The organism is Promicromonospora sp. NPDC057488, assembly GCF_042802395.1.
Lineage (GTDB): Bacteria > Actinomycetota > Actinomycetes > Actinomycetales > Cellulomonadaceae > Promicromonospora.
This window is the reverse complement of sequence record NZ_JBHVEG010000036.1, coordinates 13,644-26,787: the sequence shown is the minus strand read 5'-3', so window position 1 is coordinate 26,787 and position 13,144 is coordinate 13,644. Positions and strand designations below refer to the sequence as shown.

At 74.7% G+C, this 13,144-nt stretch carries 14 protein-coding genes; 4 read left to right on the top strand and 10 right to left on the bottom strand.

Annotated elements, in window-relative coordinates; all coding sequences use genetic code 11:
- Positions 1-14 precede the first annotated feature (14 nt).
- From ACFU5G_RS10130 to ACFU5G_RS10105, 6 genes are all read right to left on the bottom strand, one after another.
- The gene (locus ACFU5G_RS10130) at positions 15-743 is read right to left on the bottom strand and encodes an ABC transporter ATP-binding protein (RefSeq protein WP_377243250.1); all 729 of its coding nucleotides are present in this window, start codon (positions 741-743) and stop codon (positions 15-17) included.
- Positions 740-1,486 carry an ABC transporter ATP-binding protein gene (locus ACFU5G_RS10125; RefSeq protein ID WP_377243248.1) on the bottom strand — a complete coding sequence of 249 codons (747 nt, stop codon included), beginning with the start codon at positions 1,484-1,486 and terminating at the stop codon, positions 740-742. The genes ACFU5G_RS10130 and ACFU5G_RS10125 overlap by 4 nt, the downstream gene beginning before the upstream one ends.
- Before the next feature lie 103 nt (positions 1,487-1,589).
- Positions 1,590-2,348, bottom strand: coding sequence for a glucose 1-dehydrogenase (locus tag ACFU5G_RS10120; RefSeq protein WP_377243246.1), 759 nt, complete (start codon positions 2,346-2,348; stop codon positions 1,590-1,592).
- Positions 2,345-3,379, bottom strand: coding sequence for an NADPH:quinone oxidoreductase family protein (locus tag ACFU5G_RS10115; protein ID WP_377243244.1), 1,035 nt, complete (start codon positions 3,377-3,379; stop codon positions 2,345-2,347). The genes ACFU5G_RS10120 and ACFU5G_RS10115 overlap by 4 nt, the downstream gene beginning before the upstream one ends.
- On the bottom strand, positions 3,376-4,002 hold the full coding sequence (locus tag ACFU5G_RS10110; protein ID WP_377243242.1) for a TetR/AcrR family transcriptional regulator: 627 nt from the start codon (positions 4,000-4,002) through the stop codon (positions 3,376-3,378). Before ACFU5G_RS10110 ends, ACFU5G_RS10115 begins: the two co-directional genes overlap by 4 nt.
- A 41-nt stretch (positions 4,003-4,043) precedes the next feature.
- Entirely contained in the window at positions 4,044-4,841 is a 798-nt protein-coding gene (locus ACFU5G_RS10105; protein ID WP_377243240.1) for an SDR family oxidoreductase, read from the bottom strand.
- Between the two features lie 161 nt (positions 4,842-5,002).
- Between ACFU5G_RS10105 and ACFU5G_RS10100 the strand changes: the two genes are divergently transcribed.
- The 3 genes from ACFU5G_RS10100 to ACFU5G_RS10090 are packed head-to-tail and all read left to right on the top strand — an operon-like array spanning position 5,003 to position 6,760.
- Complete coding sequence (locus ACFU5G_RS10100; protein ID WP_377243238.1) at positions 5,003-5,632, top strand: QsdR family transcriptional regulator; 630 nt, start codon at positions 5,003-5,005, stop codon at positions 5,630-5,632.
- 13 nt (positions 5,633-5,645) lie between these two features.
- On the top strand, positions 5,646-6,182 hold the full coding sequence (locus tag ACFU5G_RS10095) for a YbhB/YbcL family Raf kinase inhibitor-like protein (RefSeq protein ID WP_377243236.1): 537 nt from the start codon (positions 5,646-5,648) through the stop codon (positions 6,180-6,182).
- Positions 6,179-6,760: a YbaK/EbsC family protein gene (locus ACFU5G_RS10090; protein WP_377243234.1), complete on the top strand. Its 582-nt coding sequence runs from the start codon at positions 6,179-6,181 to the stop codon at positions 6,758-6,760. Before ACFU5G_RS10095 ends, ACFU5G_RS10090 begins: the two co-directional genes overlap by 4 nt.
- On the opposite strand, the gene ACFU5G_RS10085 is transcribed toward ACFU5G_RS10090, so the two are convergent.
- The 3 genes from ACFU5G_RS10085 to ACFU5G_RS10075 all read right to left on the bottom strand — a co-directional run bounded on the left by ACFU5G_RS10085 (position 6,747) and on the right by ACFU5G_RS10075 (position 11,222).
- Positions 6,747-8,189 carry an extracellular solute-binding protein gene (locus ACFU5G_RS10085; RefSeq protein WP_377243232.1) on the bottom strand — a complete coding sequence of 481 codons (1,443 nt, stop codon included), beginning with the start codon at positions 8,187-8,189 and terminating at the stop codon, positions 6,747-6,749. The two genes, ACFU5G_RS10090 and ACFU5G_RS10085, sit on opposite strands and share 14 nt — an antisense overlap.
- Before the next feature lies 1 nt (position 8,190).
- Positions 8,191-10,164, bottom strand: coding sequence for a VWA domain-containing protein (locus ACFU5G_RS10080; RefSeq protein ID WP_377243230.1), 1,974 nt, complete (start codon positions 10,162-10,164; stop codon positions 8,191-8,193).
- 80 nt (positions 10,165-10,244) lie between these two features.
- Positions 10,245-11,222: a siderophore-interacting protein gene (locus tag ACFU5G_RS10075; protein ID WP_377243228.1), complete on the bottom strand. Its 978-nt coding sequence runs from the start codon at positions 11,220-11,222 to the stop codon at positions 10,245-10,247.
- Between the two features lie 237 nt (positions 11,223-11,459).
- On the opposite strand from ACFU5G_RS10075, the gene ACFU5G_RS10070 reads away from it, so the two are divergent.
- Complete coding sequence (locus ACFU5G_RS10070; RefSeq protein WP_377243226.1) at positions 11,460-12,275, top strand: MHYT domain-containing protein; 816 nt, start codon at positions 11,460-11,462, stop codon at positions 12,273-12,275.
- 33 nt (positions 12,276-12,308) lie between these two features.
- Here ACFU5G_RS10070 and ACFU5G_RS10065 read toward each other — a convergent pair whose 3' ends face one another.
- Positions 12,309-13,136, bottom strand: a complete 828-nt coding sequence (locus ACFU5G_RS10065; protein WP_377243224.1) for a TrmH family RNA methyltransferase — start codon at positions 13,134-13,136, stop codon at positions 12,309-12,311.
- Positions 13,137-13,144 lie beyond the last annotated feature (8 nt).

Here is a 13,144-nt window from a genome sequence, read left to right as displayed (position 1 = left end):
TCCTCTCCCGGGTCTCAGAAGCCCAGGTAGGCGTGGCGGAGGGCGGGGTCGGCGGCCAGGTCGGCGGCCGGGCGGTCGGCGACGACCTCCCCGAGGGACAGGACGACGCCGCGGTCGGCCACCGACAGCGCGCCGGTGACGTTCTGCTCGGCCAGGAGCACGGTCAGGCCGGTGGCGCGGGCCTGGTCGCGGAGCACGCCGAGCAGCTGGGCGACCACGAGCGGGGCGAGCCCGAGGGAGGGCTCGTCGAGCAGCAGGACCCCGGGCCGGGCCACCAGGGCCCGGGCGAGCGCGAGCATCTGCCGCTCGCCGCCGGACAGGGTGTGGCCGGGGGCGTCGCGGCGGCGCGCCAGGGGCTCGAACAGCTCGTACATCTGCCCGACGGCGGCGTCGCGCGCCGGGCGGGCGTGCCGTCCCGTGTGTCTCCACAGCGCCCCGAGGTGCAGGTTCTCCGCGACGGTCAGCTCGGCCACGACACCACGCCCCTCGGGCACGAGCGCGAGCCCGCGGCGCACGCGGTCCTCGGTGGGCAGGCCGGTCAGGTCGGCGCCGTCGAGCAGCACCCGCCCGCCGCGGGCGGGGGTCAGGCCCAGCAGGGCGCGCAGCAGCGTGGTCTTGCCCGCGCCGTTGGCGCCGAGCAGCGCGACGACGCCGCCGTCGGGCACCGCCAGGTCGAGGCCGTCCAGCACGGGGGCGCCGTCGCCGTAGCCGACGGTGAGCCCCTCGATCGTCAGGGCGCTCATGCGGTCTCCCCCGCCGGCACGCCGAGGTAGGCCTTCTCGACGGCCGGGTCCCGGCGCACCTGCTCGGGTGTGCCGCACGCGATCACGTGCCCGAAGTCGAGCACCACCACGCGGTCGGCGACGTCCGCCACGAAGTCGACGTGGTGCTCGACGAGCAGCACGGAGCAGCCCGCCCCGGCGACGTCGCGCACCGTCCCCGCGAGGCGGTCGATGTCGGCGGGCCCGAGCCCGCCGGCGGGCTCGTCCAGGAGCAGCAGCCGCGGCCGGGTGACCAGCGCCCGGGCCAGCGCCACCCGCTTGCGCTCGGGGTAGGGCAGGGTCCCGGCGGGGACACCGGCCAGCCCCTCCAGGCCGAGCGCGTCGAGCGTCTCGCGGGCGACGTCGGGCCCGGGAGACGGGCGCACACCCGTCAGCGGCACGAGCACGTTCTCCAGCACGGTGAGGCGGTCGAACAGCCCCAGGCCCTGCAGGGTCCGGGAGATCCCGGCCCCCACCAGCGCGGTGGCCGACGACGGCGCGGGCCGCCCGTCCACCCGGACCCGGCCGCGCCGCGGGCGCACCAGGCCGCACACGGCGTTGAAGACCGTGGTCTTGCCCGCACCGTTGGGGCCGATCAGGGCGACGGTCTCGCCGTCGGCCACGGAGAAGGACACGTCGGCGAGGGCGGTCAGGCCCCCGAACGTCACGGTGAGCCCCGACACCTCCAGCCGGGGCGGGTCTGCTGTGCTGCTCGTCGTCGTCATCGGCACCTCGTCGTGTCGGATGGAGCTGGGTCGGATGGGGAGAAGAAACCGACCGGCCGGTTTGTTGCGGGCAGACCGCGCCCGCGACCGGCCGGCCGGGGGCCTACCGGTGCGGGATCCCGCTGGTCATGCCGCCGTCGACCACGATCTCCTGGCCGGTGATCCAGGCCGACGCCTCGCTCGCGAGGAAGAGGACGGTCCCGGCCAGGTCGGCCGGAACGCCCGGCCGGCCGAGCGGGATGATCAGCGCCTCCGGGTCGATCCGCGTGCTCATCTCGGTCAGCACCAGGCCGGGGTGCACCGAGTTGACCCGGATCCCGGCGGGGCCGAGCTCGACGGCGAGCGACTTGGTCAGGCCCCGCACCGCGAACTTGGAGGCCGTGTAGCCGTGCAGGCTGCGGCTGCCGCGCAGGCCCTCGACCGAGGAGACGTTGATGATCGAGCCGCGCCCGGCGGCCTTCATCGTGGGCACCACCGCCCGGCAGCCCAGGAACACGCCCGTGGCGTTGACCGCCAGCACGGCGTTCCACTTGGCGAGCGTGAAGTGCTCGATCGGGGCGGCGTTCGCGATGCCCGCGTTGTTGACCAGCACGTCCACGCCGCCGAGCTCGTCGACCACGCCACCCACGACGCGTTCCCAGGCGTCCTCGTCGGTCACGTCGAGGTGCGCGAACCGGGCCCGCTCCCCCAGCTCGTCGGCGAGCGCCCGGCCCTCGTCCGCCAGCACGTCGGTGATCACCACCTGCGCCCCGGCGTCGTGCAGGATCCGCACGTACGCCGCGCCGATGCCGCGGGCCGCGCCGGTCACCACGGCCACGCGGCCGGTCAGGTCGTGCAGGCGCGCCGCCTCTTCGCCGGTCATGCGCCCGCCCCCTCGTCCGCGCCAGTACCGACCACGGCGTCGTCGGCCACCCGGACCACCAGCCGCCCCGTCGTCGTACCGGCCGCCAGCCGCGCCACCGCGGCGGGCGCCTGGTCGAACCCGACCACGTCGCCCAGCACCGGCCGCAGCACGCCGTCTGCGGCGAGCCGGGTCAGCTCGGCGTGGGCGGTGTCCACCAGGTCGGGGCGGCGCTGCTGGTAGAGGGCCCAGTGCAGGCCGAGCACCGCGTAGTTCTTCACCAGCGCGAGGTCGGGTCGGACCGTCGGCGTCCGCCCGCTGGCGAACCCGACCACCACGAGCCGGCCCTCGAACGCGAGGCAGCGCGTGGAGCGCTCGAACGAGTCGCCGCCCACCGGGTCGAACACCACGTCCACGCCCGGGCGCCGCAGCGCGCCCACCCAGTCGTCGTCGCGCAGGAACACCTCGTCCGCGCCCGCGGCGCGAGCGGCCGCCACCTTCGCCGGGCTGCCCACCACCCCGACCACGCGCGCTCCGGCGGCCGTGCCGAGCTGGCACGCGGCCGTGCCCACGCCGCCCGCGGCGGCGTGCACCAGCAGCGTCTCGCCCGCCCGCAGATCGGCCCGCCGGTGCAGCCCGAACCACGCCGTCTGGTACGCGATCGTCAGCGCGGCGGCCTGCGCGTCGTCCAGGGCCGACGGCGCCGGGTGCACCGCCTGCACCGGCACCGTCGCGTACTGCGCCAGCACCCCGATCTTCGAGCCGACGACGCGGTCGCCCACGCGCACGCGCTCCCCCTCGGTCACGCCGGGGCCGAGCGCGACGACGTCGCCGCACAGCTCGATGCCGGGGACGAACGGCAGCTCGGGCCGCTCCTGGTACTCGCCGCGGGCCAGCAGCACGTCGGGAAAGTTCACCGCGACCGCCCGGACCCGCACCAGCACCTCGCCCGGACCAGGTTCGGGCACCGGGACGTCGTGCAGCTCCAGCACCTGCTCGGGCTCCCCGTGGGAGACCACGCGCCACGCCTTCGTCGCCGTGGGTAGGTTCACTTCGCTCGCCCTCCTTCAGGGTTGGTCGCCGACGGCTCGGCGCGGATGCCGCGCAGGAACAGCTCGGTGAGCTGCTCGGCCAGCTCGGCGGTGGTCTCGGGCCCGGCGGGCGAATACCACTGGGGCAGGTAGTGCACGTCGGAGAAGAAGTGCGCGATGAGCACCGCGGGGGGCACGTCGGCGCGGAACACGCCCTCCTTGATGCCGCGCTCCAGCAGGGCCTGGAAGTCGTCGTGGTAGGCCCGGCGGCGCCGCTTGACCTCCGCCTGGCGCTCCGGCGCGAGCATGTGCTGGCTGCGCGTGTACACGGTGCCCTCGGCCAGCAGCTCGATCGAGGTGGTCACCACGTCCTCGCAGACGGCCCGCAGCACGTCCTCGACGCCGTCGCCGCGGGCTGCGCCCGCCGCCACGAGCTGGTCGAGGCGCGCCTTCTGCAGCGAGAGCATCCGCTCGTAGATCGCGAACAGCAGGTCGTCCTTGGACGCGAAGTAGTGGTACATCGCCCCCTTGGTGACGCCCGCCGCCGCGACGATCTCCTGGACGCTCGTGGTGGCGTAGCCCTGGGTGGCGAACAGGTCGAGGGCGGCCCGCAGGACCTGGTCGTGGACGTTCGTGGTGCGCATGGCCACATCCTTCACCGTCGGTACCGCGACGGCCGCGCGGCTCACCAGGCCGCCCGCACGCTCGCCCCGCCGTCGACCAGGAGGGTCTGGCCGGTGACCCAGGCGGCGTCGTCGGACAGGAGGAAGGCGGCGGGGCCGGCCACGTCGTCCGGCTCGCCGAGGCGCCGCAGCGGGTAGGCGCGGGCGGCCTCCTCCTCGCGGCCCTCGTACAGAGCACGCGCCAGCTTCGTCTTCACGACGGCGGGCGCGAGCGCGTTGACGCGCGTGACCGGGGCGAGCTCGTCGGCGAGCTGGACCGTCAGGTTGATCAGGGCGGCCTTGGAGACGCCGTAGAACCCGATGTTCGACGCCGACGTCGTGCCCGCCAGGGACGCCATGTTCACGACCGAGCGCAGCCCGGCGGCGGGGCCGGTGGCGGCCGCGACCGCCTCGCGGGTCCACTCCAGCGCGGCGATCACGTTCACCTCGAGGATCTTGCGGGCCACGCCCGTCTCCACCTGCGCGAGCGGCCCGTACGCGGGGTTGATCCCGGCGTTGTTCACCAGGTGGTCCAGCCGCCCGAACCGCTCCACCGTGCGGGCGATCGCGGCGGCGCGGTGCCCGGCGTCGTCCGCCTTGCCCGCGACGCCCAGCGCGCGGTCCGCGCCGAGCCCGGCCACCGCCTCGTCCAGCGTCCCGGCGTCGCGGCCGGTGATGACCACCCGGCCGCCCTCGGCCACCACGCGGCGGGCGATCGCGAGGCCGATCCCCCGGCTCGCCCCGGTCACGAGCGCGACCCGGCCCTCGAACCTGCGCCCGGGGGCGCCTCCGTTGCCCCTGGCGACGTCGTCGTCTGCCACGCGTACCTCCACACCATCGACATACCGTCTGGTCGGTTTGCACGAGGACCGTAGCACGCCACCACGGCCCGGAGATAGAGTGCTGAACGGAAACAGATGTCCCGTACGCATCATTCTGCATTGTGTTGCACGGCGGACCCGGGTGACGGTTGGATGACCTGATGACGACCACGACGTCGAGCATCGCGACGGTGGGGCTCGACGCGGCGCCGAGCCGCCTGTCCGCCCGGCTGGCCACGCACCCCGAGGCGCAGCGCGTGCTCGACCTGGCACGGGACACCTTCATCGAGGGCTACCGCATCGACATGGGCCCCCTGGCCACGCAGCTCGGCGTCGACCGGACGTCGGTGTTCCGCTGGGTCGGCAACCGCGACGCCCTGCTGTCCGAGGTGCTGTGGTCGCTGGCCGTGCCCACCCTGGTGCAGGCCGAGCACGCGAACGAGCACCTGACCGGCGCCGAGCGGCTCGCCGGCCTGCTGACGACGTTCGCGCGCGACCTGATCGTGGCCGACTACTTCCGCGCGTTCCTGCGCCGCGAGCCGGCCCGCTCCCTGCGCCTGCTCACCACCGCGGACAGCCCCATCCAGCGCCGGTTCGTCGCCACCGTCGAGTGGCTGGTGGTCCGCGACCTGGGCACCGAGCCGTTCGACGGCACGATCACCCCCGAGGAGCTCGCGTACCTGCTGGTGCGGGTCTCGGAGTCGCTCACCTACGCCGACCTCATCACCGGCGACGAGCCCAGCCCGGCGCGCGCCCGCACGGCGTTCCGCCACCTGCTCCGGGTCACCTGACAGAGTGAGCCCCATGGATTTCACACGTCCCTACCCGCCGGACCCCTACTCGCTGCTGCCCGCGCCCGCGGTCTTCTCGGTCAAGAGCACCGACCTGACCGACGGCGAGCGCATGCCGGACGCCCACGCCGCGCACGACCGGAACATCTCGCCCGCGCTGGAGTGGAGCGGTTTCCCCGCGGCCACCCGGTCGTTCGTCGTGACGTGCTACGACCCGGACGCGCCGACGCCGATGGGCTACCACCACTGGACAGTCGCCGACCTGCCGGCCGACGTCACGTCGCTGGAGACCGGCGCGGGTGCCCCCGACGGCTCGGGCCTGCCCGCCGGGGCGTTCCAGACCCGCAGCGACGGCCACACCCCGGGGTTCGAGGGCGCCGGCCCGCCGCCCGGTGACCACCCGCACCGCTACATCTTCGCCGTGCACGCGCTCGACGTGGCGCCGGGCGAGCTCGGCCTGGGCCCGGACAACACCAACGCGCAGGTGGCGTTCAACATCTACTTCCACCTGCTCGGCCGCGCCACGCTGACGGCGACGTACAGCCGATGAGCGGCAACGCCACCCTGCCGACGCTGGGCGACCTGGCCTGGGTCCCCGCGCTGGACCACCCGGAGCTGCTCGCCGAGCCGGTGCTCGCGGCGCTGACTGCCTGGGCCGAGGTGGACCCGCGGGTCGCCGGGCAGGTCGCCGTCACCGAGATCGACCCGGATCACGCCGACACCGCCACGCTCAACGAGCTGCACGACCTGCCGCCGGAGGCCTCGGCCAACTGTGTGCTGGTGGCCGGCAAGCGGGCCGAGGAGGAGCGCATCGCGGCGTGCGTGGTGCCCGCCAGCACGTTCGCCGACGTCAACAAGCGCGTACGCAAGCTGCTCGACGTCCGCAAGGCGTCGTTCCTGCCGACCGAGCGCGCGGTGGCCGACTCCGGCATGGAGTACGGCGGCATCACGCCGGTCGGCCTGCCCGAGGAGTACCGCGTGCTGGTGGACTCCCGGTTCACGCAGGACGGCACCATGGCGCTGATGGGGTCGGGCGTGCGGCGCTCCAAGCTGCTCATGCCGGGCCCGCTGCTCTGCGCGATGCCGGGCGTCGAGGTGATCGAGGAGCTGGGCGTCAGCCGCGCGTGACGCGGCCGTCCATCGCGGCGGCCATGCGCTCGGCGAGCTCGGCGGCGTCGAACCGGGCACCCTCCCGCGCGGACAGCGCGGGGCGCACGTAGCGGCGGAACTCCTCGCTGAGCTCCACGTAGTGCTGCAGGCGGGGGCGCGGCGTGGCGTCGTCGAGCGCCTGGCGCAGGGCGTCGCCGGCCGTGCGCTCCGGGTCGTCGGTGCCCCCGGCGCCCCCGGTCGCGAGGTCGGCGAGCGAGGCCGCCAACCCGTCCGTCTCCGCCGGGCGGGCCCAGGGCGCCGCCGGGTCCAGGTACGGCGCCTCGCGGCTCGCGGCGAAGCCGCCGCGCTCGAAGATCATCTGGTGGCTGCGCTCGTCGGTCAGGAACTCCACGAGCCGGCGGGCGGCCACCGGGTAGCGCGTGGCCGCCGCCACGGCGAGGCTCTGCCCGCCCAGCACGCCGCCGCCGGGCACGGGCATGAACCCGACGCGGAACGGCACGGCGTCCTCGCCCCGCAGCACGCGCAGCGCGCGCGGCCAGTGCCGCAGGAACACGGCGTGCCCGGCCGCGAACGCGGCGAGCGAGCCCTGCTCGTCGTACGCGAGCGACGCCGTCGCGCTCTGCCGCTCCGCCAGTGCCTCGACGGTCGCCCCGATCCGCTCGACGTCGTCGAAGACGGGGCGGCCGGCGGCGTCGACCGACACGGCGCCGGCGCCGAGCAGGACCTCCCAGAGGTTGACCGTGAACCCCTCGTAGTCGGCGAGCTGCTGGGCGATCGCGGTGTCCACGGGCGGCCGGTCCAGGCCGGGGCGGTCGCCGCCCAGCGCGGCGACCACCTCGTGCGCGAACCGGTCCAGCCCGGCCCAGCCGCCGGCCACCGGGACCGGGTCGCGCGCGGGGACGGAGTCCCCGTAGAACTCGCTGATCAGGTCCAGGTTGCAGTAGACGAGCCCCACGTCGGAGTTGAACGGCAGCGCGTAGGTCGCGCCGTCCCAGGTGCCCGCGGCCCAGGGCGCCCGCAGGAACCCGGCGGCCGAGGCGCCGTCGAGCACCCGGAGGTAGCCGCTCTGCGCGAACTGCGGCACCCACGGGATGTCCAGGTTGTAGACGTCGGGGCCGGGCGCGCCGGCCTGCGCGGCGGACAGCATGGTGCTGTACGCGAGGTCGGCGTTGCTCGACACCTCGACGATCCGGGCCGGGTGCGCCTCGTGCGCGCGGTTCCAGAGGTCGACCAGTGCCCGGCGCTGGCCGCCGTCGGTCTCGTCGCGGCCGCTGAGGATCGTGAGCTGGTCGCCCGCCCGGAACGTCTCGAGGTCGGCCGGGCCGCCGAACAGGCGCTCCAGGCCGAGCGGGAGCCCCGCGCCCACGACCAGCCCCGCGGCCCCGCCCACGAAGAAGCCCCTGCGGGTGATCCCGTGCGGGCCGCCGCCCGCCGCGCCACCGGTCACGTCACCGCCCTCCCAGCTGCCCGAACAGGCTGTCCAGGGTGCCCTCCAGCTCGCCGAACGAGCTGTCCCAGCACTCGCCGTCCCACTCGGCGGTGATCCGCCGCAGGTCGCTCGCCTGGCACGACGCCTCGCCCACCGCCACCGCGTAGACCCGCACCCCGGCGGCCGACTCGGCCCGGGCCGACCGCACCAGGTCGGCCGCCGTCAGCCGGGCGCCCGGCCCCGCCCCGGGGTGGTTCTCCCCGTCGGTCAGCACCACCAGCGCGGTCAGGTGCCTGCGGGTCGCACCGTCGGGGTCGAGGCCGGCCAGGTAGGACGTCCCCGCGTCGACGGCGTCGTACAGGGGCGTGGCGCCCTCGGGCCGCACGCGGGCCAGGCTCCGGGGCGCGGCGCTGCGCGCCTCGGCGCTCCGGGTCAGGTCCAGGACCGGCCGCGGGCTGGACGCGGCCGCCCCGGAGAAGACCCAGATGCCCGCCTCGTCGGAGCCGCTCAGGTGGCCGAGCGCGTCCAGCACGCCACGCTCGGCCACCTCGGAGCGCTCCCGGGTGCCGTCCGCGGGCCGGTCCATGGAGGCCGACGCGTCCAGCAGCACCAGGACCCGCGCCGGCCGCCGGGCCGCGCGGTACCGGTCCTCGGTGGACAGCACGCGCGTGTACGCGACGCGGTTCGCGCCCGGCTCGGCCACGGCCGCGTCCCGCAGGCCGGGCAGCGGACCGTCCTCGCCCGACGGCGGCTGCCCGTCCAGGCCGCGGACGTGCGCGCCGGCCTCCAGCGCGGCCTGCCCCTGTGCCGTCCCCAGCCACTCGACCAGGGCCTGCGCCCCGCGCGACCGGCGCTCGGCCGGCGGCCCGGCCCAGTCCAGCCGCACCGCCGTGTAGTCCAGGCCGACGGACGAGCCCGGGTAGAACGGCACCAGCGGGACACCGCTGGCCGCGCCGCCCGCCGCGGGGCACCCCACGGCGCCGTCGAGCATGGCGCGCTCCGTGGTCAGGACCGCCACGCGGGGCGGCTGCTCGCCCGACAGCTCGTCGAGGCGGCACAGGAGCGCGCCGTCCGTGCCGATCGGCAGGCCGACCCGTTCGAGCGCGTGCCCGAGGTCGAGCTCGAGGGCCGCGTCGTCGGCCGCCGTGCCGTCGTACAGCGCGACGGTGTGCAGCGCCGCGGCAAAGGACGTGTCGGGGTTGGCCCGTACGACGTCGAGGTCCGCCGCCCCCGCGGCGTCGATCAGCTCGCGGGCCGAGTCGCCCCGCGCCGTCGTCGCGCCCAGTGCCTCCGCGTGCGGCTCGGGGACCGCCAGGACCAGCGGCGACCCCGCCACGACCTGCCGGTCGGCGACCGTGAAGGCCGGACCCGCGGACGCCGCGACGATGTCGGCCTGGGACCGGGACTCCGCGATCCAGACGTCCGGCCGCGGGCCCAGGTCCGACGTGTCCTGGTCCGGGTCGTCGGCCCAGCCGGACGCGAACGCCGCGCGCAGCGCCGGCCAGCCCACGCCGAAGGTGGTCACGTGGTACCGCGGGCAGGAGAACGCCGTGACCGAGTCGCGCTCGAAGGCGTCGGCGGCCGCCGCGAGTCCCGTGGCGCCGTCCTCGGGCACCATCACGGCCAGCTCGGTGGGGTCCTCGCAGGACCGCGCGCGCTGCAGGCCGACCACGATGGTCGTCGTGCCGGCCAGCACCACGACCGTCGCCGCGGCGACGAGGATCCGGTGGCGCCCGGACCAGCGCCACGCGGCGGTGAACCACCGCGCGTACGTCCGCACGCGGACGAGCGCGGCCAGGCCCGACAGGAACAGGACCACCGAGACGACCAGCAGGACGATCTGCGTGCCGCGGTCGACGACGCCCATCGCGGCGGTGCAGATGCCCGCCACCGTGCCGAACACCGCGAACACCGTGGTGCGGTGGTCCCCCCACCACGGCCGGGGACCACCACCCTGGCGTTCGGAACTACCTGGCTGCCCCGTCGCACCCATCCGCCCTCCCAGACGTCAGGGTCCGATATTTACCACATTGACCAGGTGTTTTCCCGGGTCGACGTGGTATTCGGGGTAATTCAGTTCTCCGCGCGGCCCTTGCGCCAGTAACCCATGAACGCGACGGACTTACGGTCCACCTGGCACTCGTTGACCAGATAGCGACGCAGCGCCTTGATGACGCCGGCCTCGCCCGCGAGCCACGCGTACAGCACGGTGTCCTGCGCCAGGGGGCGGCCCGCCTCGTCGACCGGCACCTCCCAGAGGATGCCCGTGTCGATGTCGACGTCGTCCATCTCGCCCGACAGGTCCACGCCCGCGGCGGTCAGCGCCGGCGCCGTGTCCGACGACGGGCGCACACCCATGGCGAGCAGCCGGTCGGCCGCGGCCTGGACCGCCGGGACCAGCACGTCGCCGTGCTCGCGGCCGTCGCGAGCCAGCCAGTGCACGCGGACGCCCTCGGGCGCGCCGAGCTGCCAGCCGTCCTCGGGGTGCGGCACCTCCAGGAAGACCTCGCCCACGGCGTCCGCGGGCAGGGACTCGCAGATCGCGGCGATGGCGGGCACCGCGGTCTCGTCGCCGGCCAGCAGCAGCGCGTGGCTGGACGTCGGCGGCGCGAACTCGACGCCCCCGTGGATGCCGTCGTACTCGGCGTTGGGACCCATGATGACCAGCGGGTCGCCGGCGGCCGCGTTCAGCGCCCAGCGCGAGGCGGGGCCGGTGTCACCGTGCATCACGACGTCGACGTCGACCTCGCGCAGGTCCTGCCGCACCGTGCGGACCGTGTAGGTGCGCATCGGGTTGCGGTGCTCGTCGGGGAGCATGCGCCAGGCGGCGTACCAGTCGGGGTCGTCCCGGCGCAGCGCGTCCCAGCCGCCCTGGGGCGACGGGAGCAGCAGCTTGATGCGCTGGTCGCGGCCGTTGTCCGCGAACTTGTCCAGGTCCGGCCCCGTGAAGGTGAAGCGAACGAAGGACGGGCACAGGCGCGTCACGCGCGCGACCTGGACATCGAACATTCGCGAGGGCTTGACGTCGAGCCCCTCGGTCTTGGTGGTCACGACGGTGAGCCTAACCTAACTTTGCCGGGCCTGTTCCACCCCTTCCGGAGCGCGGGAAAGCCGCGGTCCCTGATACGAAAAGATCACCCCCTCGCCGAGAAAATTAGCCCCTTGGAAACGGTGCATCTCGTCCCATAGACGGGCTAACTTGTCGACGATCCGAACCGCTTCGACGTCCCCCCGGTCAGCAATTGGATCGCTCCCCCAGACAACCTGCATTCGCTGGAGAACGACATCATGATCGACCATTTCGCGCTCGGCTGGGTAACACCCATCCTCTCGTTCCTGCTCTCGTGCGCCGGCTGCGCCGTCGGCCTGACCTGCACCGCCCGCGCCCGCGTCGCCCGCGGCTTCGCCAGCACCGCCTGGCTCGGGCTCGGCGCGATCTCCATCGGCGGCACCGGCATCTGGACCATGCACTTCGTGGCCATGCTCGGGTTCTACGTGCGCGGCACCGAGACCCGCTTCGACGTGCCCCTGACCTTCGCCAGCGGCCTGCTCGCGATCGTGGTCGTGGGCCTCGGCCTGTTCATCGTGCGCGCCGCCGGCGTCGGGCCGGTCGCCCTGCTGGCCGGCGGCCTGGTCACGGGCCTGGGCGTCGCCGCCATGCACTACCTCGGCATGCGCGCCCTGCACGTGGGCGTCGAGATCACCTACGACACGCTCACCGTCGTGCTCTCGGTGATCATCGCGGTCGTCGCCGCGACCGCTGCCCTCTGGCTCTCCGCCAAGGTGCAGACCATCGCCGCGGGCGCCGTCGCCACGGTCGTCATGGGCATCGCCGTCTCCGGCATGCACTACACGGGCATGGCGGCCATGCGGGCGGAGGAGACCGACGCGATCGTCCAGGTCACCTCGGGCATCGGCGTGGGCGCGCTGCTCGGCCCGCTCATCATCGGCGTCACGATCAGCACGATCATGATGCTCCTGGTGGTCGGGCTGGCGCCCAGCCCGCAGGAGATGGAGGCCCAGGAGAAGTTCAAGGGCTGGCAGGGCCGGCAGGACGAGATCCAGCGCGAGAACGCGACGGCCCGGCGGTCCCAGCTGCTCTGAGGTGCCGCCTGACGCCGGCGCGCCGCGCCGGCGTCAGACCCGCGTGGCCCAGAACGCCACGGCGGACGCCGCGGCGACGTTGAGCGAGTCGACGTCGCCCGCCATCGGGATGCGCACCACGAGGTCGGCGGCCTCGACCGCCCCCTTGGTCAGGCCGTCGCCCTCGGTGCCGAGCACCAGCGCGAGCTTGTCCGGCGGGTTCGCCACCAGCTCGTCGAGGGTGATCGAGTCGTCGGTCAGCGCGAGCGCCGCGACCGTGAACCCGTCCTCGCGCAGGTCGTGCAGGCCCTCGGGCCACGCCTCCACCCGGGTCCACGGCACCTGGAACACGGTGCCCATCGACACGCGCACCGACCGCCGGTAGAGCGGGTCGGAGCAGCGCGGCGAGACGAGCACGGCGTCCACCCCGAGGGCCGCCGCGCTCCGGAACGCGGCACCGACGTTCGTGTGGTCGACGACGTCCTCCAGCACCGCCACGCGGCGCGCACCGGCCCCGCCGCGGGCGTTCGCGAGCAGCTCGTGCACGCCCGGCAGCGGCGGCCGGTGCATCGCGGCCAGGGCGCCCCGGTGCAGGTGGAAACCGGTGATCTCCTTGAGCAGCGGCTCCTCGGCGACGTAGACGGGCGCGCCGCTGGCCGCGATCAGGTCGCTCATCGAGTCGAGCCACTTGGGGGCCATGAGGAACGAGCGCGGCCGGTGGCCAGCGGCGAGCGCCCGCCGGATCACCGTCGAGCTCTCGGCGATGTAGAGCCCCTTGGCCGGTTCGTGCTTGGAGCGCAGGACGACGTCCGTCAGGCTGTTGTAGTCGGCGAGACGCTCGTCGGCGGGATCGTCGATGCGGACGACGTCGAGGGTGGTCACCGGACCAT